Source organism: Micromonospora sp. ANENR4, from assembly GCF_015354395.1.
Classification (GTDB): domain Bacteria; phylum Actinomycetota; class Actinomycetes; order Mycobacteriales; family Micromonosporaceae; genus Micromonospora; species Micromonospora aurantiaca.
Map to the genome: position 1 here is coordinate 52,514 of NZ_JADKYQ010000014.1, position 21,900 is coordinate 74,413.

Annotated in this window: 23 protein-coding genes and 1 pseudogene; 14 read left to right on the forward strand and 10 right to left on the reverse strand. The window is 71.0% G+C overall.

All coding sequences use genetic code 11. The features are described from left to right. Positions 1–12: 12 nt before the first annotated feature. On the reverse strand, positions 13–2,049 hold the full coding sequence (locus IRY44_RS23815; protein WP_194802447.1) for an SAM-dependent DNA methyltransferase: 2,037 nt from the start codon (positions 2,047–2,049) through the stop codon (positions 13–15). A gap of 221 nt (positions 2,050–2,270) precedes the next feature. On the opposite strand from IRY44_RS23815, the gene IRY44_RS23820 reads away from it, so the two are divergent. Both IRY44_RS23820 and IRY44_RS23825 read left to right on the forward strand, forming a co-directional pair. Continuing rightward, a complete protein-coding gene (locus IRY44_RS23820) occupies positions 2,271–2,795 on the forward strand; it encodes a hypothetical protein (protein ID WP_194802448.1) in 525 nt (174 codons plus the stop codon). Positions 2,796–2,999: 204 nt separating this feature from the next. Further along, complete coding sequence (locus tag IRY44_RS23825; RefSeq protein WP_194802449.1) at positions 3,000–4,889, forward strand: DUF262 domain-containing protein; 1,890 nt, start codon at positions 3,000–3,002, stop codon at positions 4,887–4,889. 106 nt (positions 4,890–4,995) lie between these two features. Here IRY44_RS23825 and IRY44_RS23830 read toward each other — a convergent pair whose 3' ends face one another. Further along, on the reverse strand, positions 4,996–5,202 hold the full coding sequence (locus IRY44_RS23830) for a DUF397 domain-containing protein (protein WP_194802450.1): 207 nt from the start codon (positions 5,200–5,202) through the stop codon (positions 4,996–4,998). Continuing rightward, positions 5,195–6,085, reverse strand: coding sequence for a helix-turn-helix transcriptional regulator (locus tag IRY44_RS23835; RefSeq protein WP_194802451.1), 891 nt, complete (start codon positions 6,083–6,085; stop codon positions 5,195–5,197). Before IRY44_RS23835 ends, IRY44_RS23830 begins: the two co-directional genes overlap by 8 nt. Positions 6,086–6,406: 321 nt before the next feature. Between IRY44_RS23835 and IRY44_RS23840 the strand changes: the two genes are divergently transcribed. The 6 genes from IRY44_RS23840 (at position 6,407) to IRY44_RS23865 (ending at position 12,400) form a co-directional block, all read left to right on the forward strand. Beyond that, positions 6,407–6,688, forward strand: coding sequence for a DivIVA domain-containing protein (locus tag IRY44_RS23840; protein WP_194802452.1), 282 nt, complete (start codon positions 6,407–6,409; stop codon positions 6,686–6,688). After that, positions 6,685–6,936, forward strand: coding sequence for a hypothetical protein (locus tag IRY44_RS23845; RefSeq protein WP_187690240.1), 252 nt, complete (start codon positions 6,685–6,687; stop codon positions 6,934–6,936). The genes IRY44_RS23840 and IRY44_RS23845 overlap by 4 nt, the downstream gene beginning before the upstream one ends. Positions 6,937–7,053: 117 nt before the next feature. Then, positions 7,054–7,587 carry a hypothetical protein gene (locus tag IRY44_RS23850; protein ID WP_228532684.1) on the forward strand — a complete coding sequence of 178 codons (534 nt, stop codon included), beginning with the start codon at positions 7,054–7,056 and terminating at the stop codon, positions 7,585–7,587. Between the two features lie 141 nt (positions 7,588–7,728). After that, a complete protein-coding gene (locus tag IRY44_RS23855; protein ID WP_194802453.1) occupies positions 7,729–8,319 on the forward strand; it encodes an SAVMC3_10250 family protein in 591 nt (196 codons plus the stop codon). Between the two features lie 9 nt (positions 8,320–8,328). Next, a complete protein-coding gene (locus IRY44_RS23860; protein WP_194802454.1) occupies positions 8,329–11,784 on the forward strand; it encodes a protein kinase in 3,456 nt (1,151 codons plus the stop codon). Positions 11,785–11,788: 4 nt separating this feature from the next. Beyond that, positions 11,789–12,400: a hypothetical protein gene (locus tag IRY44_RS23865; RefSeq protein ID WP_194802455.1), complete on the forward strand. Its 612-nt coding sequence runs from the start codon at positions 11,789–11,791 to the stop codon at positions 12,398–12,400. 23 nt (positions 12,401–12,423) lie between these two features. On the opposite strand, the pseudogene IRY44_RS23870 reads toward IRY44_RS23865, so the two are convergent. Further along, positions 12,424–12,687 (reverse strand): annotated as a pseudogene (locus IRY44_RS23870) (hypothetical protein); the annotation flags it as partial. Between the two features lie 119 nt (positions 12,688–12,806). On the opposite strand from IRY44_RS23870, the gene IRY44_RS23875 reads away from it, so the two are divergent. Next, positions 12,807–13,598: a class I SAM-dependent methyltransferase gene (locus tag IRY44_RS23875; protein WP_194802456.1), complete on the forward strand. Its 792-nt coding sequence runs from the start codon at positions 12,807–12,809 to the stop codon at positions 13,596–13,598. Positions 13,599–13,620: 22 nt separating this feature from the next. Here the strand turns inward: IRY44_RS23875 and IRY44_RS23880 are convergent, their stop codons facing one another. The 4 genes from IRY44_RS23880 to IRY44_RS23895 are packed head-to-tail and all read right to left on the reverse strand — an operon-like array spanning position 13,621 to position 15,753. Beyond that, the gene (locus tag IRY44_RS23880; protein WP_194802457.1) at positions 13,621–13,905 is read right to left on the reverse strand and encodes a hypothetical protein; all 285 of its coding nucleotides are present in this window, start codon (positions 13,903–13,905) and stop codon (positions 13,621–13,623) included. A gap of 3 nt (positions 13,906–13,908) precedes the next feature. Then, positions 13,909–15,048: a WXG100 family type VII secretion target gene (locus IRY44_RS23885; protein WP_370584998.1), complete on the reverse strand. Its 1,140-nt coding sequence runs from the start codon at positions 15,046–15,048 to the stop codon at positions 13,909–13,911. After that, complete coding sequence (locus tag IRY44_RS23890) at positions 15,045–15,365, reverse strand: type VII secretion target (protein ID WP_194802458.1); 321 nt, start codon at positions 15,363–15,365, stop codon at positions 15,045–15,047. The genes IRY44_RS23885 and IRY44_RS23890 overlap by 4 nt, the downstream gene beginning before the upstream one ends. Then, complete coding sequence (locus IRY44_RS23895) at positions 15,352–15,753, reverse strand: YbaB/EbfC family nucleoid-associated protein (RefSeq protein ID WP_194802459.1); 402 nt, start codon at positions 15,751–15,753, stop codon at positions 15,352–15,354. The genes IRY44_RS23890 and IRY44_RS23895 overlap by 14 nt, the downstream gene beginning before the upstream one ends. A 164-nt stretch (positions 15,754–15,917) precedes the next feature. Between IRY44_RS23895 and IRY44_RS23900 the strand changes: the two genes are divergently transcribed. The 5 genes from IRY44_RS23900 to IRY44_RS23920 are packed head-to-tail and all read left to right on the forward strand — an operon-like array spanning position 15,918 to position 18,511. Continuing rightward, a complete protein-coding gene (locus IRY44_RS23900) occupies positions 15,918–16,775 on the forward strand; it encodes a hypothetical protein (RefSeq protein ID WP_194802460.1) in 858 nt (285 codons plus the stop codon). A 19-nt stretch (positions 16,776–16,794) separates the two neighbouring features. Then, positions 16,795–17,121, forward strand: coding sequence for a hypothetical protein (locus IRY44_RS23905; protein WP_091427010.1), 327 nt, complete (start codon positions 16,795–16,797; stop codon positions 17,119–17,121). Position 17,122: 1 nt separating this feature from the next. After that, entirely contained in the window at positions 17,123–17,617 is a 495-nt protein-coding gene (locus IRY44_RS23910) for a hypothetical protein (protein ID WP_194802461.1), read from the forward strand. Then, positions 17,610–18,095 (forward strand): EndoU domain-containing protein, encoded by a 486-nt coding sequence (locus tag IRY44_RS23915; protein ID WP_194802462.1) that lies wholly within the window; start codon positions 17,610–17,612, stop codon positions 18,093–18,095. Before IRY44_RS23910 ends, IRY44_RS23915 begins: the two co-directional genes overlap by 8 nt. Before the next feature lie 2 nt (positions 18,096–18,097). Next, on the forward strand, positions 18,098–18,511 hold the full coding sequence (locus tag IRY44_RS23920) for a hypothetical protein (protein WP_194802463.1): 414 nt from the start codon (positions 18,098–18,100) through the stop codon (positions 18,509–18,511). Positions 18,512–18,517: 6 nt separating this feature from the next. On the opposite strand, the gene IRY44_RS23925 is transcribed toward IRY44_RS23920, so the two are convergent. Both IRY44_RS23925 and IRY44_RS23930 read right to left on the reverse strand, forming a co-directional pair. Beyond that, positions 18,518–19,885 carry a pyridoxal-dependent decarboxylase gene (locus IRY44_RS23925; protein WP_194802464.1) on the reverse strand — a complete coding sequence of 456 codons (1,368 nt, stop codon included), beginning with the start codon at positions 19,883–19,885 and terminating at the stop codon, positions 18,518–18,520. Positions 19,886–19,926: 41 nt separating this feature from the next. Continuing rightward, positions 19,927–21,894, reverse strand: a complete 1,968-nt coding sequence (locus tag IRY44_RS23930; RefSeq protein ID WP_194802465.1) for a BTAD domain-containing putative transcriptional regulator — start codon at positions 21,892–21,894, stop codon at positions 19,927–19,929. Positions 21,895–21,900: the final 6 nt, after the last annotated feature.

Here is a 21,900-nt window from a genome sequence, read left to right on the forward strand (position 1 = left end):
CCGTTCTCTCGTTCAGGAGTTCGTACCGTACAGAGTCGTGAGGGTGCCGTCGGCGAAGCCGGTCACGGCGAGTTCGCGCAGTTCGGCCAGTAAGCCGGCCTGCCGCTGCAACAAGCGCTCGCGTTCGTCGAGGCGGCGTAGCACCTCGTCCAGGCGGGCCGTCTCGTCCGGGCTCAGGTCGGGGATGGTCACGTCGCGCAGCCTCGGCGCGTGCACCGCGCCGGGGCTACGTGTGGTGTTTCGGGCGGTGTCGAGCAGTGCCTTCAGCACTCGCGGGGTGAGGGCGTCGCCCGGGGAGACGCGCAGGCCGCGAGCCGGGAACTCGATCACCGAAAAGCCGTCCTCGTCGAGAAGGACACCGAAATGGGGGACCGTGGTGATGACAAGATCACGTGGTTCGGTGAGTCCGACGTGCGGGTATTCAGCGGCTAGCGTGAGCCGGTCCATCCAGCGCTTGGACGACTGCGCGGCGACCTCCCCGGCGCCGATGACTCGGTGGTGACCCGGCGGCCCGACGTGCTCTGGTGATAGGCGGTGCCCCGGAAGGGTGCGGACCCGGCGCGCGGTACGTAGCGCGCCGAGGGAGATTTCCTTCGCGCGACTTCCGTCGCGTTGCGCCGCCCCGGTTCTGAGGGGTCCGTGTTCCTTCGCGTACCGGATGGCCTCGTGTTCCGCGTCGGTGAGGCGGCCCTCGATTTCCCCGATCAGTGCGGGGCGGTCGGTAGCCAGCCGGGCGCGCATGGTGACCGAGGCCGGGCCCGGCGGTCGCAGCGCCGCGCCCCGGCGCAGGTCGAGGGCGTCGAGCGGGACCATCCAGCCGGTCCGCGGGTCGTGGCCGTCGCGTCGGTAGCCTTCGGCCCGCCACAGCAGGATGTCCTCGGCCGTGGTCTCCGCGACGCCCTGATCGAGCGCGGCTCCGCTGACGTCGGCGAGTAGCAGGCGGCCCTGGGTGGCGGGAACCGGGTCGCGGGTGAGCAGCCACAGGGCAGTGGAGTGGCCGGGGCGAGCCGGGAACGCGCCGCCGGGCAGTCGTACCACCGCCTCGACGAGTCCGCTGGTGAGCAGGTCGGCCCGCTTGGTGATCGCATCAGGGTCGCGCAGGGTGTCGACCAGGCTTGTGGCGGGACCGACCACGACGGCGGTGCAGCCGGAGCCGAGCCGGTCGGCGATGTCGCTGATCTTGTCGAGGTCCTCGGCCGGGTCGCGCTGCTCGGTCGGCTGGTAGGGCAGCCGGGTCACGACCACGTCGACGTCGGCGAACTCGTCGTTCAGCTCGTCCGGAACCACCTCGATGTTGAACTCAGGGACACCGGCCAGCAGCAGCCGGCGGCGGATCAGGCGGGCCAGGGCAGGATCCGACTGAGCGGCGTTGAAACTGAGCGCCTCCGGCTCCTGGTCGGTCAACAGGGTGGCGAGAAGGTCGCCCGAGCCCGCGTACGGGTCACCGACCGTGATCCGGCGGCGGCCGCGTAGCCGGCTCGGCACGTCGGCGGCCAGGCGGATCAGGGTGACCAGGTGGGGAGTGAGTGCATCGGCACCCAGCTCCGGCCAGCCGAAGCGAGCGCAGTTGCCGAGCAGGAACTGGTACGCCCGGGTCGCCTCGTAGGCACCCTCGATCAGCTGCTCGACCATTCCCGGGAGATCGGCTAGGTCGGGCGCTTCCTGCAGGTCGGAGAGGAGGAAATCGTCCTCCGGGTCGAACCGGCGGGCCGCCTTCATCGGATCAGCCGTCAGGGCGTGGCCGGACATCTCGCGCAGACAAAGCGCGGCGCCCAGGGAGAGCACCAGGCGGCGACCGCCGTGCTCACGGGCGTACGCGGTGAGGGTGTGCAGAGCGCGCTCGGCGCGCAAGGTATCCGGGGCGGCGTTGCCCAGCTTTCGGTCCAGCAGCCAGGTGAGGACCGCGTCGGCGGGGAAGAGCAACTGACCGCCGACGCCGGGCACCGGGACCGGAAAGTCGGGGTACCGGCGCCGCCAAGTCGTCACCACCGGGCGTTCGACCTGCGCCAACCGGGCTATTTCGCCCGACGACATGAGCTCCGACATCATGCTCTTCACCTCCTCATGGTCGAAGGGCTCCACTTTAGTCACACGCCCACGAACTGACAGGGACGGCAATGATAACCCTCCTTATCAACAGCCTGTTCGCCCGGGCGTGCCGTTTGCGCTTTCCTGGTCCAGCTATGGAACGAGGTCTCGCTGGTCGGCAGGAGCAGTAGGACCAAGACCGCGTACCAAGATCACCTAGATCGATCGGCAGGGCTGAGACTGTGCAGTACTTGGTGGGCACCTACGGGCGAACAGACCCCTCGTGGCTCGAAGAGCACCCCGAGCTGAAGCGACACTTTGAGGAAGATCCACAGGACTGGCTCGCGGTCTTTCCCTATGAGGTGGCGTTGCGCGACGTCGAGCTGATCAAGGCGGTGGTCGAGCCGAAGACCCTGGGCGAGGTGCGTCGGTCTCCGCTTGCGGTTCCGCTGGTCAAGGCCGTGTACAACGACCGGGCGGCCGTGGACGGCGAGCCCGCGTTCGACGACCTGGGCGACGATGTCCCGTTCGACTGGTATGACGATCTCGGCCTCTTCTGGCGGCCGGATCCCCGGCTGCGTACGGCGCATCTGGCACCGGCCGGCCTGCTCGCCGAATTCGGCCGGCAGGACCGCGCATGCGGCATGGACTACGAGCGGGCGACCTGGTTGCCGCTGGACGACCAAGACGCGATCGAGGCGGCGCTGCATGAGATGGGTCATGAGATCGCCTACGACGACACCATCCTTAACCGCTATCTGGCCTGAGCCGGCCAGGCCCGCGGTCGGGCCTCCATTCGGGCCCAGCCCCTGGCCAGGCTGCGCTTCAAGACCATCCGGATGGCCGAGTGTGGGGGGCAGAGGAATGGGCGCCCGACACGTGATCGAGAGCTCCGAGGGGTCGACATAGTGGCATTCGATGCTAAGACGGAACATGAGTTGTAAGACATGCGCCAACTATGAGGGAGCATCGTGGGGTTCCAGACGCCGCAGTACAAGCTGTCCAAACTCTTGGAACAGGCGGGCAACGGCAGGATTCAACTACCAGACTTTCAACGTGGATACAAGTGGGACGAGGAACGAGTCAGGTCCTTGCTTGTCACTGTGACGCTGGGACATCCACTTGGCGTCTTGATGCTGCTGCAAACAGGCAATGACCAGGTGCGCTTCAAGCCGAAGGCGATTGAGGGCACCCCGCCAGAGGCACGACAGGCCAGTCCCGACCTGCTTCTCCTCGACGGGCAGCAGCGCCTTACGTCGCTCTACCAATCCTTGACCGGCTCCGGCGTGGTCGACACGGAGGACACGAGAAAGAAGCAGGTCAAGCGCCGCTTCTACATAGACATTGCGCGAGCCCTGGAAGATCCCGGACGCCGGGATGAGGCGATCGTTGTGGTGCCCGGTGACGGGATTGAGCGGACGAACTTCGGCAAGGACATCCGGCTTGACGTCTCGACGCCGGAGAAGGAGCGAGTGCACGGGTACTTCCCGTTCCGGCTTGTCTACGACTCTCCGGGGCAGCTCGACTGGCTGTGGAACTTCCCAGGGGCGACGGGGGATGAAATCGCTCGAAGGGCGCTCATTCACCGCTTCCAGGCCGAGATCCTGACTCCCATGCAGAGCTACGAAATCCCTGCTATCGAGCTGGACAAGACGACCACCAAGGGAGCGGTTGCCACCGTATTCGAGAAGGTGAATACGGGCGGGCTCCCCCTCAACGTCTTCGAGCTGTTGACGGCGACCTTCGCCGGCGACGCCGCATACTTTGCCGAGCACGGCGACGACTTCCGCCTTAATGACGACTGGCAGCTGACGGACCAGGTGATCGCGGCCCACCCGGTTCTGCAGGGTATTCGCAACACCGACTTCCTGCAGGCGGTGACGCTGCTGGTGACTGCACACGGCACGTCGTTCACCTCCGCTCGAAAGGAAGACGTGCTGCGGCTCGAACTCAGCCAGTATCTAACGTGGGCGGACAAGGTCCGCACCGCCCTGGTCTGGGTCGCGCAGTTCCTTCGGGACGAACACATCCATCGTGCACGCGACATCCCGTACCCGACGCAGCTCGTGCCGCTGGTCGTGATCCGTGTGATCCTCGGCGAGAACGCGGATATTCATGGCGTTCGGAATCGTCTTCGCCAGTGGTTCTGGTGCGGGATCCTTGGTGAGCTGTACGGCGGCGCCACCGAAACCCGGTTCGCCCGCGACGTCGACCAGGTTCCCGACTGGGCGCTGGCCGCGACGTCCGGCGAAACGGAGGTTCCGGTTCCGAGCACCGTATCGGCGGCGACGTTCGCCGAGTCTCGTTTGCTCTCCTTGCGTACAAGGCAGTCGGCCGCGTACAAGGGCCTCCACGCGCTGTTGATGGCCCAAGGAGCCAAGGACTGGCGGTTCCACAAGACCTTCGATCACACCCAGTACATTGCCCTAGACGTCGACATCCACCACATCTTTCCGAAGAAGTGGTGCAACGACAACGGAATTCCGAGGAATCTCCGCGAGAGCATCGTCAACAAGACGCCTTTGGCGGCGAAGACGAATCTGCTAGTCGGCGGTGCATCGCCCGCGACGTACGTTCCGAAGCTCGAGACTGCCGCCGGTATCAATTCGGACGAGCTTGATGCAATCATCGGTGCTCACCTGATCGACACGAAGGCGTTGCGGCATGCCGATTTCGAGGCATTTTTCTTGGCGCGCAGGCGTGCCTTGCTCGGTCTTGTGGAGCAAGCCACGGGGAAGAGGGCACAGCAGGATGTCGATGCGGGAGCGTTGACAGGCGGTGAGGAGGCACCGGAGGCGTTCGCCGACGAGGCTGACGACCCGGAGAGCAGTGACGAGTTTGTACCCGTGATCAGCTCCTGAGCCTCGGTGCCTGTGCTCGGCGATGCACCTGACACCTCTGCCTGTGCACCGCGTTGCACCCCTGCCTCGTCTTCACGAGGCAGGGGTGCTGTTCCTTGCGCAGCTGTCACTTGGTGCGGAACTGCACGGCCTTCACAGCGAACGTAAACCCGCGCCATGTGTCCTTGTCAATCGTCAGCACCGGGCCGTCGGGATCCTTGGAGTCGCGTACGGCGACGATGCCGGGGAGGTTGATGGCGACCTCGACGCACTCTCCGCCATTGCCACCGCTGCGGGTGCTCTTGCGCCAGACGGCGCCGGTCAGGTCAGTCATGGCGCAGCTCCCCGATGATCCCCTTGATCGTGTCCCTCGATTCTGCCTCACTCTGCGCCAGCCGAGTGGCGCTCGCAAATGCATCTTCGTAGGCCCGCAGCTCCGCAGGCTTGTCAAGGTACAGCGCGCCCGTCAGAGATTCGCTGTAGACCACCGAGGGTTCGGGTGCCGCCCGACCGCCCTTCGTCGCCGGGAAGTTCAGGATGACGAACGATCCGGCGACGGCGCCGAGGTGCGGGCCCGCGGCGAGCGGTACTGCCCGCACCGACACGTTGGGCCGTTCCGAGGCTTCGAGGAGGGCGGTGAGCTGCCCGACCATGATGGACTGCCCGCCGACTCTGCGTCGCAGCACCGCCTCCGAGATGACAGCCTCCAACCGAGGGGGCTTGGGTAAGCGGCGGCTGAGCAGGTTCTGCCGCTGTAGCCGCACCTGGACGGCGTGCTCGCGCTCCTCGTCAGTCACGGCGGGTTGGTCGATGCGCGCCAGTGCTTGGATGTACTCACGAGTCTGGAGCAGGCCAGGAATGACGGTCTCCTGATACTGGCGAAGTGACGCGGCGGCGGATTCCAGGCCCACGTACAGCTCGAACCAGCTCGGCACCGCGTCTCCGTACGCGTGCCACCACCCCTTCGACTTCGTCTCCGCGGCCAGCCCACGCATCGCCTCGGTCATCTCCGCGGACACGCCGTACAGCTCGCACATCGCCTTGACGTCGAGCACACGCACCGACCCGAGGCCGCACTCGATGCGCCAGATCTTCTGTCGGCTGTACTCCAGCGCCTCCGCCGCAGCGTCGAGGGTCACGCCGGCCTCGTTGCGGAACTGGCGCAGCAGCCGGCCGAGCTGTCGGCGCGGCACGGTCGAACCGATGTCTTCCGCCATCCGGGCACTCCCTGGTTCCATCCGGCAACAACGAGTGACATTGCTCTGCAACGTCTACTCGTTCCCACGAAATAAGTCAATGCACAACGCGGAAAGTCGCGGGTGGAACGTTGCGCATCCACTGCGCACTGTCACAGGATGACTACCGGCACGACGGCCGGGCGATCTCTACGGCCGACCGCTGTGCCTGTCGATCGGTGATCCGTTGAGCAGCCCTGGTGCCGTACCGCTGAACGGAGCTGCGGTGTCAGGGCGGGGTGGGCCCGCCGGCGCGGGACGGGCAGGCGGGCCCACCCCATCCACGACAAGGAGGACAGGTTGATGAGCGTCCGTAACGATGGGCCGGGGCGAGGCAGCGGGACGGCCGCGTACCCCTCACTGCTGCCGTGGCAGGTGCGCGAGCGTCGCTTCCCGCCCGCCCGGTTCGGGCACCGCGGCCTCGACCCCGACGCGGTGTACGCCTACCTCGGCCGGGTCGCCGGCGACATGGCCTCGCTCCACGCCGAGATCACCAGGCACCGCCAGGAGACCCTGCGGATCAAGGTGGCGTTGCGGCGCTGGCAGTCCGAGCAGGCGCGGCTGGCGAACGGCGAGCGCCGGTGACCGGGCGCTGGGTCATCCACCTGCCGGTGACCGCCGCCGACCTGCCCGCCGCGCAGCGCCTGGCCCGCGTCGTCGGCCGGTGGACCGGGATGCTGCCACAGGCCGATCCGGGGGAGACGACCGTGTCGGCCGAGGACGACCAGAACGTACGCCATCGGGTCTTCTGCGACCTGCTCATGCCCGGCGGCCGGCGGTGCCTGCTCCGCGCCGACCACGACGGCCCCTGCTCCCGCCGCGTCCATCGCTGACACCCCTCTTCCCGGATGTCGCTGCTCGGCCTCGGCGTAGCAGGCCCGGCATCCCGCAGGCAGTTGCGTCAGATGCCGCAGAGATCACTGGCTCGGCTAACGTGCTCAGCGGGGGAGGTGGCCGCGTTGGTGCAAGGGGACGCCCGGTTCAAGAAGGAACGCCACAAGGTGCCGAAACGGGCGCCGCGACATGTCGGCGGCAAGGGCGCTCCGCCGCCCAATGCCACGGTGAAGCGTGAATACACGGTCCGACGCGGCCCCTGGGAGATCCCGGCGATGCGGGCCGGCGACGGCAGGAGGCCCGTATGGCTGTGGCTGCAGGATGAGGAGGTCCACGCCTCCCTCGTCCCGGTGGACGACACGCCGCCCAGTCGGCTGAGCCCCGCGGACGTCGCCCGGCTCCTGCTCGCCGACCCGTCTCGGGCGATGCCGGCCATCTGTGCGCTGACCGGGGTTGCCGACCACGAGAAGGCGTTGGCGTGCCTCCGGAGCTGGCGTCAGTCCGCCCGGATCGCGGCCAACCTCGACGCCTCGGACCTGTCGGGCCGGCGGGTCGTGGAGGCGATGCGGAAACCCGACCGGAGCGACCCGGACGGCAGTATAGGTACGGTGTCGGGCGGCCTTCCGAGCATCAACAAACGCCGCCGGTGACACGTGGGGCAGCTCATCTCCACTACCGCCCCCAATTTCGCGGCCCACGCTGACACCGATCGTCGTCGATCGATGGTCAGCATCGCGAGCGTGCGCCACGTAGGGTGGGCTTCGGACGTCTCCCCGTAACCGGAGTGCATCTTGAGCCTCAAGTACTACCTCTACCTGTCGCATCTTAAGATCGGGCTCCTTGCGGCACAGGTCGCCTCCTCCGCGCAGCACGAGACCGAGCTCGCCGTGGACCTGAAGGTCGTTCGCTACAGCCGCAAGGCGGTGCTGCCCGAGCGCCACGACCTCGACAAGCTGGACAAGGTCATCCGGCACCTGCAGGACGCCGACCAGATCGGCGCCGCTCACCAGGAGCGCCCCTACGTCCAGGCCTGCCTGGAGATGCGCTGGCAGGTCTTCCCGACCGTCGGCATCGTGGTCTTCGCGGGGACGCTCGACGACCAGGTCATCGTCCTCGGCGGGTCGGCGTCGCACGTGGTCGGTGGAGGTGACGCCGAACCGGTCGGATCGGTCCCGCCGTACCTGTTCCGCAAGCTCCAGGAACTGCGAGCCGACCCGGGCGAGTTCGACGACGAGCGCTTCCACGAGTCGCTGGCGCAGATCGGGGCCGCGCTCCCGGGGCCGGCGCAACGGGTCGAGTTCGTCGCCAAGCGGCTGGCCGAGAAGGCAGGGGCGAACGGCACGCTGCTGGGCAGCCCGATCTACGTGGCGCTCGTCGACTAGGGCCTCGGCGTGGACGCGGGGCAGGTCATCCGGTGGCGGCCGGGGGAGACCGTCCTCGACACGTTCCGCATCGACGAGGTGGTCGAGACGGGCGGCACGGGGTTCGTGTACCGCGCCCATCACCTCGCCTGGGGCGTCGACCTGGCGGTGAAGACGCCGCGCCCCGACCTGGCCTCGGCGCCCGGGATCCTCGATCTGCTCGCGCAGGAGGCGCAGGCCTGGACCGATCTCGATCCCCATCCGAACGTGGTCGGCTGCAACTACGTGCAGCGCGTCGGCGCGTACCCGGTGATCTTCGCCGAATGGGTCGCGGGCGGTGACCTGACCGCGGCGGTCCGGGACGGGCGGTGCCGCGACCTCCCGCGGGCCCTCGACGTCGCGATCCAGATGCTGCGCGGCATCGGCCACGCGCACGCGGCAGGTCTGGTGCATCAGGACATCAAGCCCTCAAACGTCATGTATGACGGCGAGACGGCGAGGGTGACCGACTTCGGCACGGCCAAGGCGAAGGCGTCCGTCTCCGCGCCCCCGCAGGGTGGCGACGAGATTTCGTACGCGACGCTCGGCGGCTTCACACCGCAGTACTGCTCGCCGGAACAGGTCGATCCGGAGGGCCGGATCGGCCGGGCCAGCGACATGTGGTCCTGGGCGCTGACGGTGATCGAGCTGCTGCACGGGCGCCGGCTCTGGAAGTGGGGACACGACGGTACGGATGCGCTGACGACGCTGCGCGATGATCTCCCGGGGCCGCTGCGCGACCTCCTGTCCGGCTGCCTGGTGCGCGACCCCCGGTCGAGGATCGGCGACACCGCCGAGGCGGAGGCCGTCCTGCTGAACGTCTACGCGGACTGCGCATCTGGTCCCTACCCGCGCCCCGACGAGGTGTCGCCGTCTCTCCAGGCCGACGGCCTGTCCAACAAGGCGCTGTCCCTGTGGGACCTCGGCGACCAACGCCGCGCGATCGAGATGTTCGAGCGGGCCAAGGCGATCGACCCGCACAACGTCCGCGCGGTCTACAACCACGGGCTCCTCAAATGGGCCGACGGCCTGCTCACCGACGAGACCCTCCTGTCGGAGCTGCGCGCCACGGGCGACTCCTGGGAGGCGGACTACCTGGCCGCGATGGTGCACATGGAACGCGGTGACGGCGTCCTCGCGGCCCGGCACCTGGCTGAGGCGGACCGCAAGCATCCGGGATCGCCGGAGATCGCGGCCGCGCGGGAGCGCTGTGCCCGACTGGAGCCGAGGGGCACGCTCGAGGTGTTCGGGCAGCTGTCCGGCCGGGTCGTCGCGATGGCCTGCGATCACGACGCGACACACGTGGTGGTGGCCGAGAGGTCAGGGCGGGTGCGGGTCTGGGACGCCTTCGCGGGCCGGGTCGTCGCGGAACTCGCCGCCTCCGGCCCGGCTCCCGTCGACGTCGCGATCGACCACGCCGGAGCGCGGATCCTCGTCTGCTACCAGGACTCCCGCGTCGAGCGGTGGCGGCTCGCCGACGGCACGGCCCACCTCGAAGGCCGGCTGGACGGAGGAACAGCCGTGGCGCTCAGCCCCGAGGGTGGCTTCGCGGCTGTGGGTACGGCCGACGGCCGCGTCCTCGTCTTCCGCACCGGCGCGTGGAAGCCGGTCGCCGAGATCCGGCCCCACGACGGCACTGTCACCCGGGTGATCCTCGGCCCGGCCGCCGAGGTGTGCGTCTCCGCCTCACTGGGCCGTCCCGGCTCCGCCGTCGACCACCGGGTGGAGCAGTGGTGGCCCATGCGGGACACGAGGATGCGGGGCCTGCACATACCCACCGACGAGATGGACGGCGACGGCCAGAAGGTCGCCCTGGCGCCGGACGGGTCGACCGTCCTGAGGATCGGCTACCAGTCCCTGACAGTGGTGGACATGCGGGTCTGGGACGAACCGCGACGGTGGGAGATCCCCTGGCTGACCGGATACCGCATGCTCGGCATCTCCGGCCGGGCCGGCTGGGCTCTGCTCGACCCCGGGACCGGAGACCTTCAGGTCCTCGAACTCGCCATCCGCCGATGCGTCCGCACCTTCCCGAAGGACTGGGCGCGGGGTTCACGCCGCGACGCGACGGCGTTCAGCGGGGACTGCGGCTACGCCGTCATCGCCGAATCGCACGGCTACAGTGGCCAGACCTCGCTCTCCCGACTTCCCATGCCACTCAGCGGACACCTTGCTCCCTGGTCGTACGCGCCGCCCCGCCCGGTCGGTGCCCTCGCGCGCGACGAGCGGGCGTTCGACCAGGTCATGGAACGCGTCGAGGCGATGATCGCGGCCGGAGAGGAACGGCGCGCAGCAGACGCGATCCGCGAGGCGCGTGCCGTTCCCGGCCACGAACGTCACCCGCGGCTACGCCGGGCCTCCAGGGCCCTGGGCCGGAGCCTGCGGCGCACCGGACTGACCGGCATCTGGCTGGAGCAGGAGCTGTCCGATGTCATGCTCACCCGTGGCACCTTCGACATCGGCGCCTCCGGCCGGTTGTTCGCCTTCGCCGCCAACGTCGACGAGGTCGAGATCTTCGACCTGGAGACGCTGGAGAAGGCAGGCGGGGTCACCGAGCGGCGGAACCCGGCCGTCAGCCTGTCCTTCGCCAGGGGCGGCCGGGACGTGATCATCGGCTACTCGGACGGATCGGTCGCCTGCCACGACACCAGGACGTTCCAGCCCCGGTTCAAGGTGGCCGGCGCCCTGCCTCGCGACGACGGGAACACCACGCTCGACATCTCGGGCGACCTGTTGGCGGTCGGCTTCGGCCACGGGTTGGCGACGGTGTGGTCGCTGGAGGCGGCTGCCTGTGTCGCGACGGTCCGCACCGGACCCGGCACGATCGTCGGCGTCACGGCCGACGAGGCGTCCCGCTCGATCGCCGTGCAGCTGCGAACCCACGACGCGGCCGCCGTGGAGGTCCGGTCGATGGACACCGGAAAGCCGGTGAAGACCTTTGCGGACGTCGACCCGCACACGGAGATTCGCTTCGCCTCCGGGATGCTGCTGCTGGCCGAGATGACCCGCCTGACCGCGTGGCGACCGGGTGACAGGCGTCCGTCGTACCGGCTCGACCGGGTCAAGCACAGCTCGTCGGCAACGTTGGCCTTCACGGACTCCCGTCGGCTCGCCGTCATCGCCGGGCTGACCGGCTTCGTCGTGTGGGACGCCGCGAGCGGAGAGCTGGTGTTCGACGGGAGGGCTCTCGACGGCCCGGCCGGAAGCCTCACCGGGGTCGAGGAGGTGGTGGTCTCGCCCGACGGGAGGTTCGCGGTGGCCGGAGACCCGGGAGAGCAGACCGTCGACGTCTGGGACCTGCGCGCCGGACGCCGGATCCGCTCCCTGCACGGTCACCACGTCCGGGTCAACGCGATACGCGCCGACGACGCGTTCGGCACCGTCGTCACCGGCGACCACCAGGGCAATGTCCGCATCTGGGGCCTCGATTGGGACTACGGAGAGTGATCCGATGACCGGACGCCGCCAGCGCGATGAACTGCGAGCCGCGTTCCTGGCCAACCGGGAGCGCGTCAGAAGCTGGCTCGATGCCTGGGAGATTCCCGAAGTGGTGTGGACCGACGAGTTCAACGAGATCCCTCTGCCCTGGATCGTGCGGGAGCGGGAAAGGGAGAGCTGGCTCAAGCGCCACGCACCCTTCCTGGACGCGTACGACTGGTTGTTCGTCGGACGGCCGCTGACCCCGGGGGTCCGCGAGGTGCGGGCACTGTGGCGCTTCGGGCCGGCACACCGGTTCGCGGAACTCGATCTGACGATCACCAGCGTCTGCGACCCCGAGTACCTGGCGGAGAAGCTGACCCTGGCGGTTCACCACGCCGGCTTGACGGGCTGGCGTGACGCGGACGCGCAGCCGCTCTATCAATGGCTCGTCGAGGGTGTGCACACGATGCCCCTCGGCAACGGTGTGCGGGGCAGCAACCGTTCGGGGTTCGTCCTGTTGCGGTTCACCCGCCTTCCGACCTCCGACGGCGACGTGATCGTGCGTCTGACCGCCGCGGAGACCGATCGCGCCCTGGACGGCTCACCTCTCGACGACGACGGTGTGTCGCTTCCTGGCGGCTAGACCAGCGGCACTGTGCGACACGGCCGCGGCACCTCCAGCTCACGCGGCGTCAGCCCCACGTCCGTCAGCGTGCCCTCGGCCGGGCGGCATACCGGCCGACGACCTGCCGCGTCGCCTCCGGTGCGAGCGGCGCGGCGCCGGAGGCGACGGTGCGGATGCCGGCCAGCAGGCGGGCCGCCGCAGTCGCCCACCGCGGCCATGTCCGGCTGCGCGCCGATGACGGTGGCGAATCCGGTACGGATCAGGGCCTGGTCGTCGCAGACCAGCACCCGGATCGGCGCGGTCACGGCGCGCTCCCGGGTGAGGATGCGCGCCCGGACGACGAAGCCGTTGCCGGCCGGCGGTTGGGGCGTGCCTTGAGCAGAACTGCTGGCCTCGGGACGGTCGCGGCGGGCAGGCTGCCGGCATGGCGACGGGCTTCGGCGGTGAGGTGGCGACCTACTACGCACGGCATCGGCGCGGCTATCCGCCCGAGGTGCTCGACGCCCTGGCGGCAGCCTTCCGTCTCGGCGCCGATGACACGGTGGTCGACCTCGGTTGCGGCACGGGCCAGCTGACCATCCCGCTCGCCGATCGGGTGGGCGCGGTCATCGGCATGGACCCCGAACCGGACATGCTGGCGATCGCCCGGCGTACCGCAGTGGACCGGGGGACCGCCAACGCCATGTGGGTGCTCGGCGGCGACAGTGATGTGCCCGCGTTGTCCCGGCTGCTCAGCGGGGGGAGTGTCGGTGCGCTGACCGTCGCCGTCGCCATTCACTTCATGGACCGCGACACCCTGTCCGAGGCGGCCCGGCCGTTGCTGCGCCCCGGAGGCGGCATCGCCGTCGTCACAAACGGCGAACCCCTGTGGACGCAGGACACCGAATGGTCACGCGCGCTGCGGGGATGCCTGGAACGGATGCTCGGCCACCCCGTAATGGGGAGATGCCAGACCGACGAGGCCGGGCGCCGGCGCAACCGGGAGGCGCTCGTGCGTGCCGGTTACCGGTACGAGGAGACGTCGGTGCGGTACGACGCCCCGCTGACGGTCGACGACATGGTGGGCGGCGTCTTCTCCGCCATGTCCGCGGAACGCCTGCCGTCCTCGTGGCAGCGCGCGGCGTTCACCGCCGACGTACGCGATGCCCTCGGCGGGGTGGAGGTGGTGACCGAGCGGGTCACCGTCCGGTTGCAGTGCGGGATCCTCGGCTCATAGCCGATCACCGGACGGGGTTCAGCTACGTCACCAGGCGGTAGTTGGGAATGCCCTTGGTGCGTTCCTCGATCGGTGCGGCAGTGGACAGGGCGGTCACTCCGGCGGGAACCGGAGCCCGAGAGACGTGGATGCCCTCCAGGCAGGTGTCGCACCAGAACGAGACGTAGCCGTACCCGGCGCCGGGCGGCGTGGTGAACACCATGCGTAGGGTCCGGTGACCGCAGTTCGGGCACTGGTGGTCGGACTCGGCCGGCAGGGTGCGGTAGACGACTTCGTACGCGTCGAGCCACTCGTCGAATGAAGCCACCAGCTACTCCTCCGGTCTGACCGGGTGGTTCTCCCACCACTGGTCCTCGTGAGCATAGGCACGATCCTCGAATGCGATCGCCTCGTCACGGTTTCGGGGGTACGGGCGCCCTGCGCGGAGTTCCTCCACGTGGAACCGCTCATGCGCGAGCGTACGGGCGAGGTCCTCCTCGCTGTGGAAAGCGTTCCGGCAGAGCATGACCGACTGGTCAGCCCTGGTCACGCCGTGAATTCCCGACCGTCCCTTGTCGATCACGAACCGGATGTCGGAGGTCTCGATGCCGTACTTCGCGGCGATCTGCTGCACCGACTCCAGGGTCATCGGCATGCGGGGTCCGCGTCCTCTGCCGCGCACCCGGTTCAGGTTTCCCGCTTCGGGCTCAGCCGCTCGCAAGCGGCTCAGCGCCTCGCGGAGCTTGCCGATCAGGTCGCCGAGGCGCCGCATCTCCGGTATCAGTCGCCGCAGACTCGCCAGCAATCCCCGCAACAACCGCCCGATCCGCGCCGCCCACGACGCCACGGTCGTCGTCACCTGCTCCACCACCAGCGGCGTCGCCAGCCCGGCCGTGGCGACCAGTTCGGCCGCGTACACGATCAGGCGGGACACGCAGGCGGCGATGGCGTCGCGGACCAGCAGCCGCACGGCCGCGACAAGGCCGGCGGCGCCCTCGGTGATCGCTGCCATCGCCTCGGCGCCCTGCGCCAGCCCGGTGACGGCCTGCTGCTGCTCGGCCGCCCAGCGGCGGTAGCCGGTGGCGGCGGCGCCCGTCCACCCGGGGACCTCGGTGTGGACGGCGTGGGCCAGCTCGGCGGCGTCCTCGCGCAGCGACGCGGCGACGTTGCGCCAGGTCTGCGCGTGCGCGGTGATCTCGGCGGGGTCGCCGGCCAGCCAGTCGAGGGCCTCGCTGAGCGGCTTGACGTGCTCGATGAGCCAGGCGATACCGTACTGGAGGAGGGCCCCGGCCGGGTCGGACACGAGGGCGAGCGCGTCGAGGCCGGCGCTGACGACGCCGAGGCTGCCGTCGATCCAGCTGCCGGTGCGGACGCCCTGGGCGATGAGTTCGATGTCCTCGCAGATCCACACGCCCGCCCAGGCGCTCGACGCGGTGTCCGGGGCGGCGGCGACCAGCGGGTTCGTGGTCACCGTCGCTGCCGTACCCGGTCGAGCAGGTCCGCGGCGTGCGCGTCGGAGGCGCGGTAGCGCTCGGCGCTCGACCGCAGCTTCCCGGCGGTGTCCCGGACCGAGGTGGCGGCGGTGCCGATGCCGTCGGTGAGCGTCCGCTGGAGACCGTCGAGCAGGGCCGGCATGATCGCGCAGAGCTGCCCGTACGCGTCGGCGCTCAGCCGGACGTGCTGGCCGGCCTGCCGCGCGGTGTCGATGCTGTCGGCGCAGCGGCCGAGGTGGGCGGCGTGTGCGGTCAGGTCGTCCGGGTCGACCTGGAGGCCGTCACCGGGCGGCATCCGGCGCGTCCGGGTCGGGGCCGAGCCGCCGCTGGTGGGACTCGACGATCGCGCGTGCGGCCGGGTCGTCCGCGCCGAGCGTCTCGGTGGTGGCCTCGGTGAGCTGTCGCAGCAGGTCGGCGCGGGCGTCCCGGGTGACCGCCAGGATCTGCCGGGCGGTGTGTGCGGCGGAGTGCTGCCGGACGCGTTCGTCGAGCCGCAGGCCGGTGAGCAGCCCGGACGCGTCGACGATGACCTCGACCAGCCCGTCTGCGCTGCGGGCGGTGCCGGTCAGTGCCTGCGCGCGGGCGGACAGGTCGCGGGCGCGCGCCGCCCGGTCGGTCAGCGACGACTCCCACTCGTCGAGCCGTCGTGCCGCCGCGTCCAGCGCGGCCTCGTCCGCCCACATGGCCACCCTCCCCAGAGGACAACGGTGCCCGACACGGTAGCAACCGGTAGCGCTTCGTGTGGGCCCCGTGACGACACGGTGATGAGTGCGCTCCCCTGTGGAGGGACATCTCCGCGTGCCGGGCGTTGCTAGGGTCTGGTTGACCGTGACGGGGAGGCAACGGGATGACACAGGACGCCGCGGCCGACGACTACGCGCTGCGCGTCTCCGGCTACCGCGAGGAGCTGGCGGCCCTGCGCGCCGGCGCGCACCCCGCTGGCGGCGTGACCACCGACGGCCACACCGCCGGCGGGGTGACCGCCGAGGCGCACGGCCGGGCCGCCGACGGCCAGGTCGAGGTGACGGCGGAGGACGGGCGGCTGCGCTCCGTCGAGTTGGCCGCGCCGTTGATGCGGTTGTCCGAGGACGAGCTGGGCCGCCTGGTCGAGCAGGCGGTGAACGACGCGCTGACCGCGTCCCGGGGCAGCCTGGCGAGCAGTGAACCGGTGGCCGACCTGTCCGCGCTGACCGGAAGCCTCGGTGCCGTCCTCGCCGAGAGCGAGGCGGCGATGCGCCGGCTCCACGGCGCGATCGCCGACGCCGTCGCCACGGCCGGTCCGGCGACCGGGCTCGGCGGGGACGTCCCGGCGAACGGCCCGGCGGATCTCCTGCACCAGGTCATGGACGTGCTGGGTGCCGCAACTGGCGGCACGCCGTCCGAGGACGGCGGGGACGAGCGGTGGAGCGGATCCGATGACGCCGGGACCGTGCGCGCGGAGGTCGACGGCTCGGCCCGGCTGACCCGGCTGGAGGTCACCCGCCCGCCCCGCCGGCTGTCCTCGGCGGAGCTCGGCGAGTCGATGGTGGTCGCGGTCAACCGCGCGCTGGAGCAGATCCCCCCGGCGGCGGCACCGCAGGGGCTCGGCTCGGCCGCGCTCGACGCGCGGCTGCGCGAGCTGCAGGAGGCCAGTGTCCGCCAGATGTCCGCGCTCACCGGCGCGCTGACCGGCGTGATGCAGACCATCCGGGACCCGGGACGATGACCGACGGAGGGGAGCGCTGATGGCCCGCGAGATCGAGATCGATCCCGAGTCGATCATCGGGGCGGGTGACGACATCGTCGCCTCGGCGCAGCGTATGCGTGCCGCACTGTCCGCGTTCGACGCCGAGCTGGCGGCCTTCGGCACCCCGTGGGGCAACGACGACCTCGGCTCGCTCATCGGGATGGTATACGAGACGATCCGCGACCTGGCGCTGGAGAGCTACGACGCGAACCTCGTCGAGATCGAGGACATCGGCAAGCTGAGCCGGGTGATGGGCCTCAACTACCAGGAGACCGAACGCATGATCACCGAGAGTCTCGGCCGCTTCCGTGAGGTGCTCGGCTGACATGGGAATGACCCTGCCCGGAGAACTGGTGTCCCTGCTCGGCATGCTCGGCTACACCTGGCCCGAGGCCGACGAGACGAAGCTGCTGGAGATGGGCCAGGCGTGGCTCGCCTTCCCGGACCGGCTCCGGACGCCGGTGGCCGACGCCGACCGGTCGGCGCAGCAGATGTGGACCCAGAACCGCGACGACGCCATCGAACGCTTCCAGACGAGCTGGCAGGCCGCCGACTCGGCGAAGACCAACCTGGACGACGGCGCGTCCGCGGCGGCGCTCATCGGCACCGGGCTCATGGTGTGCGCCGGGATCGTCCTGGCGTTGAAGATCAACGTGATCGTGCAGCTGACGCTCCTGGCGATTCAGATCGCGCAGGCGGTCGCCACGGCGGTGGTCACCTTCGGCGCCTCCCTGCTGGAGATCCCGATCTTCAAGCTCATCACCGGTGTCCTCATCGACCAGTTGCTCAACATGGCCACCGAAGCGGTGCTCGGTGGGTAAGCGGGGAAAGGCCGGTCTCTTCACGCCGGTCGAGAAATGGCTCCGGGCCCGGATGCGGCACCGCCGCTACGCGCACATCTTCCGCGGCCACGTGAACACAAACGCCACTCCGCCGCGGGGCACCGGCTTCCACCACCGGTTCATGGGGGAGAACCCGCCGGGCGCCCGGGTCCGCGTCGACGCGGACGGCCGCGAGATGATCCTCGAACGGCACGCCGACGGCACGTACCGCGCCCGCGTCGACGTGCAGGACGACGGCGGTGTCTGGCGCCAGAAACGCGGTTCGAGCACCTTCTTCCCGGACAACTGGACGCCGCAGCGGGTCGACGAGACGATCGAGGGCGCGTTCCGGTCCGGCGGCCCGCACCCGGACGACCCCAACAAATGGCAGGGGAGGGCCAACGGGCTGCTCGTCGAGGGCTTCTACAATCCCGGTGGCACGACGTGGTACTCGGCTTGGCCGGTGGGGGGACGCTAGCTGTGGGTGACATCCAGTTCGGGCGCAATCAGAACGGCGCGCCCACAATGACCAGCGGTGACGCGCGATTCCGCCCGTTCGCCTCCCAGCTCGTCAGCGACATCCAGACCTACGCCCCGGACTGTCTCGAGCTGCTGCAGTGCATCGACGACGTGATGTCCGGGCGCTCGGACTACGAGGAGTACGAGGGCAACTCCGCAGTGGTGCGCTGCACGCCGACCGGCGTCAACGTGGACAGCCTCGGGCCGGTGCCGTCGGGAGCGTCGTACACGGTCGACGAGGCCCGCACCGTGATCCTCGCCTACTTCGACTTCCTCGCCCCCTCGCCGGAGGAGAAGAAGCGCCACCTCGCCACCTGGGAGCGGGAGCACGGCGGCCCGTTCCCCGGGCGGCACCTGCTGCGTCTGCCCGGCTGACGGCCCTCAGCGGGCCAGCCGGGCGATCGCCGCCACGGAACGGTCCACGTCGGCCTCAGTGGTGGTCGCGTTCGACACCGAGATCCGCATCAGCCGCCGCCCCCGCCACGTCGTCCCACCGGCCCAGCACGTCCCGTCGGCCTGCACCGCCGCCACCACCCGGTCGGTGCGCGCGTCGTCGCCGAACCCGACCAGCACCTGGTTGAGCACCACGTCGTTCACCACCTCGAACCCGGCCGCGGTCAGCCCGTCGGCGAACCGCCGGGCCAGCGCGCAACACCGCTCGACCAGCGCGGCGACGCCGTCGCGGCCCAGCTCCCGCAGGCCCGCCCAGACCGCGAAACCACGGGCGCGGCGCGAGGACTCCGCGGTCAGCTCCGCGCCTACGGGCACACCACCGGAACCCACGAGGTACGCGGCCGCGAGCGACATGGCCGCCGCATGCGCGTCGGGCCGGGCGCAGAACGCGAACCCCGTGTCGTACGGCAGGTTCAGCCACTTGTGGCCGTCGCAGGCCCACGAGTCGGCCGCCTCCAGCCCGTCCACCAGGTGCCGGGTCGACGGGCTGGCCGCCGCCCACAGCCCGAACGCGCCGTCCACGTGCGTCCAGCCGCCGTACCGGTGGACCAGGTCGCAGGCGCGGCGCAGGTCGTCGCACGCGCCGGTGTTCACGTTGCCCGCCTGCAGGCAGACGATCGTCGGTCCGGGACCGGCGTCGCGCAGCGCCGCCGCCAGCGCGTGCGGGTCGATGGCGCCCTGCGGGCCGGTGGGCACCGGGCGCAGCGCGTCGGTGCCGAGGCCGAGCAGCCGCAGCGACCTGTCGACGGTGGCGTGCCGTTCGACGCCGGCGAACACGCGCACCGCCGGTGCGCCGGACAGGCCGCGTCGTTCCACGTCCCAGCCGGCGTCGGCGAGGACCTGGTGGCGGGCGGCGGCGAGCCCGGCGGTGTTCGCGGCCTGCCCGCCGGTGACGAACCCGGCCGACGCGGTCGCCGGGATGCCGAGCAGTTCCTTGAGCCAGGTACCGGCGGCCGACTCGGCGGCCACCGCGGCGGGCGAGGTGACCGCGTTGAACGCGTTCTGGTCCCACCCGGCGGCCAGCATGTCCGCAGCGGTGGCGGCGGGCGAGGCGCCGCCGATGACGAAGCCGAAGTAGCGCGGCCCGGCGGTGGCGACGAGTCCCGGTTCGGCGGCGGCCACCAGCTCCGCGAGGACCTGCTCGGGCGGGGTGGGCGCATCAGGCAGCGGGCCGGCGAACGCCTCTTTCAGCGCGGCCTGGTCCACGGGTACGCCGACCGGCCGGTCCGGCAGGGACAGCCGGTAGTCGGCCGCGTGGTCGGCGGCGCGCCGGAACAGGTGCCTCAGCTCGTCCATCGCCGCACCCTAGCCGAGGGCGCGGGCCATCCGAGCCGCCCTCATGAACGGTAGCGGCCGCCGGTCACCGCGAGTGCGGCGTCGAGCCGGTCCAGATGCAGGGCCACCGGCCCGACGGTGAGCAGGCCACTGCCCGCCCCGGCCAGCTCGCCCGCCGCCGGGGCGAGCGCGGCCCGGGCCCGCAGCATCGCGTCCCGGTCCTCGAGCGCCACGGCGGCCCGGCCGGTCAGGCACCACAGCGCCTCCATGAGCAGGTCACGCGGCGGCGCCGGGGCGCGACGCAACGCCCTTGCGGCCTCGTCGCGCCGCCCGTCGGCGAGCAGGAGCAGCGGGCGGGCCCAGGGCGCGTACGGCCCCCAGTCGGTGTCGGCGGGGAAGACGGCCGGCCGGTCGTGCCACGCCCGCAGGCAGAGCAGCGCCAGCGACGCCAGCCCGCGTTCCACGCCGGGCATCCCGCAGCCGGCCAGCCGGGTCGCCCACGACCGGTACGCGGCCTTCGCCTCCGGGTACGCGGCGCCGGTGGCGGCGGTCCGCACGGCCCGGTAGCCGTCGGTGAACACGCCGACGAGCGGGCTCTCGTGCCGGGCGGCGAGCCGGTCCGCCGCGTCGGCGTGCGCGTCGGCGGTGGTGAAGTCGGCGAGAGCGCTCCGCGCCTGCACCCGGATCAGGTGCCCGAGGATCTCGGCTGTGGCCAGGCCGTGCCGGGCGGCGAGCGCTACCAGTTCCACCCCGATCGCGTCCCGCTCGGCGGCCAGCCCGGTCCGGTGGAACGTCTGCATGTACACGCCGTTGAGCGCTTGGGCCAGCAGCGCCGGATCGGCCACCCGCCGGGCGATCGCCTCCGCGTCCCGCGCCGCCTCGGCGGGTCGCGGCGACGCCGTACCGCGGGACTCGATCGCGACGGTGGCCAGCAGCCGGGCGTGCGTCGCCTCCGGCGCATCGGGGCCCAGCCCGGCCAGGGCCCGCTGCGCCGCCGCGACGACCCGGGCCGCCTGCGCCGGGTCGTCCGAGCGGGTCCAGATCGCCGGTACGTCGTACCCGCCGATCACCCGCGCGGTGAACTCCGGGTCGCCCAGTTGCTCGGCCGCGGTGATGGCCGCCTCACGCTGGTCCCGGGCGGCCTCCAGTCCACCCGGCCCGGTCACCGCGAGGCTGCGCAGCAGCCCGACAGTCGACTCCAGCCGAGCCCGGGCGCCGGGGACCACACTGCGCTCGTACGCCGCTGCGGTCTCCGCCCAGACCCGCGCCGGACCGGTCGGCTCGGGTTCGGCCTGGCGCAGCAGGTCGGTCTCCAGCCGCCGCAGCCGCGGTCCCGGGTCCAGGCCGAGCTGGTCGCGCAGCAGCTCCCGGGCCCGGCGCAGCACGGCGAGCGCGTCGGCCTGCCGTCCGGCCCGGTAGAGCGCCGACGCCAGCAGCGCCCACCCGTCCTCCCGCCACGGGTACGCGGCGACGTGCGCGTCGAGGTCGGGTACGGCGTCGGCGGCCCGGTCCAGCGCCAGCAGCGCCTCGGCCCGCCGCTCCACGGCGGTCAGCCGGATCTGGTCGAGCCGGGACCGTTCGGCGTGCACCCACGGCTGGTCGAAGTCGGCGTACGCGGGTCCGCGCCACCAGCCCAGCGCCTCGTCGAGCCGGTCGAGCGCGGCCCGGGGCAGCGCCTCGGCAGTCGCGGTGACGGTGTCCTCGAACCGCCAGGCGTCGACGGTGCCCGGGTCGGCGCGCAGCGCGTACCCCGGTCCGTCGGTGACCAGCAGCCGGGCCGGCTCGCGCGGCGGACGGTGCGGTTCCAGGCGGCGGCGCAGCGCCGCGACGAACGTGCGGACCGCGCCCACCGCGCCGGCCGGTGGGTCGTCCCACAGGTCGTCGACGATCTGCCCGACCGGCACGGTCCGGCCCCGGGCGGCGACCAGCCGCGCCAGCACGGCCCGGTGCCGGGGCCCCTTCAGGTCGACCGGCACACCCGCGTCGTCCCAGGCCGTCACCGGACCCAGCACACCGAAACCGACAGGCACCGACCC

Coding starts and splice junctions, on each gene's coding strand:
- IRY44_RS23815 (WP_194802447.1), bottom strand. CDS start 2,049: ATGATGTCGGAGCTCATGTCGTCGGGCGAAATAGCCCGGTTGGCGCAG.
- IRY44_RS23830 (WP_194802450.1), bottom strand. CDS start 5,202: ATGACTGACCTGACCGGCGCCGTCTGGCGCAAGAGCACCCGCAGCGGT.
- IRY44_RS23835 (WP_194802451.1), bottom strand. CDS start 6,085: ATGGCGGAAGACATCGGTTCGACCGTGCCGCGCCGACAGCTCGGCCGG.
- IRY44_RS23840 (WP_194802452.1), top strand. CDS start 6,407: ATGAGCGTCCGTAACGATGGGCCGGGGCGAGGCAGCGGGACGGCCGCG.
- IRY44_RS23865 (WP_194802455.1), top strand. CDS start 11,789: ATGACCGGACGCCGCCAGCGCGATGAACTGCGAGCCGCGTTCCTGGCC.
- IRY44_RS23875 (WP_194802456.1), top strand. CDS start 12,807: ATGGCGACGGGCTTCGGCGGTGAGGTGGCGACCTACTACGCACGGCAT.
- IRY44_RS23890 (WP_194802458.1), bottom strand. CDS start 15,365: ATGCCGCCCGGTGACGGCCTCCAGGTCGACCCGGACGACCTGACCGCA.
- IRY44_RS23895 (WP_194802459.1), bottom strand. CDS start 15,753: ATGTGGGCGGACGAGGCCGCGCTGGACGCGGCGGCACGACGGCTCGAC.
- IRY44_RS23900 (WP_194802460.1), top strand. CDS start 15,918: ATGACACAGGACGCCGCGGCCGACGACTACGCGCTGCGCGTCTCCGGC.
- IRY44_RS23905 (WP_091427010.1), top strand. CDS start 16,795: ATGGCCCGCGAGATCGAGATCGATCCCGAGTCGATCATCGGGGCGGGT.
- IRY44_RS23910 (WP_194802461.1), top strand. CDS start 17,123: ATGGGAATGACCCTGCCCGGAGAACTGGTGTCCCTGCTCGGCATGCTC.
- IRY44_RS23925 (WP_194802464.1), bottom strand. CDS start 19,885: ATGGACGAGCTGAGGCACCTGTTCCGGCGCGCCGCCGACCACGCGGCC.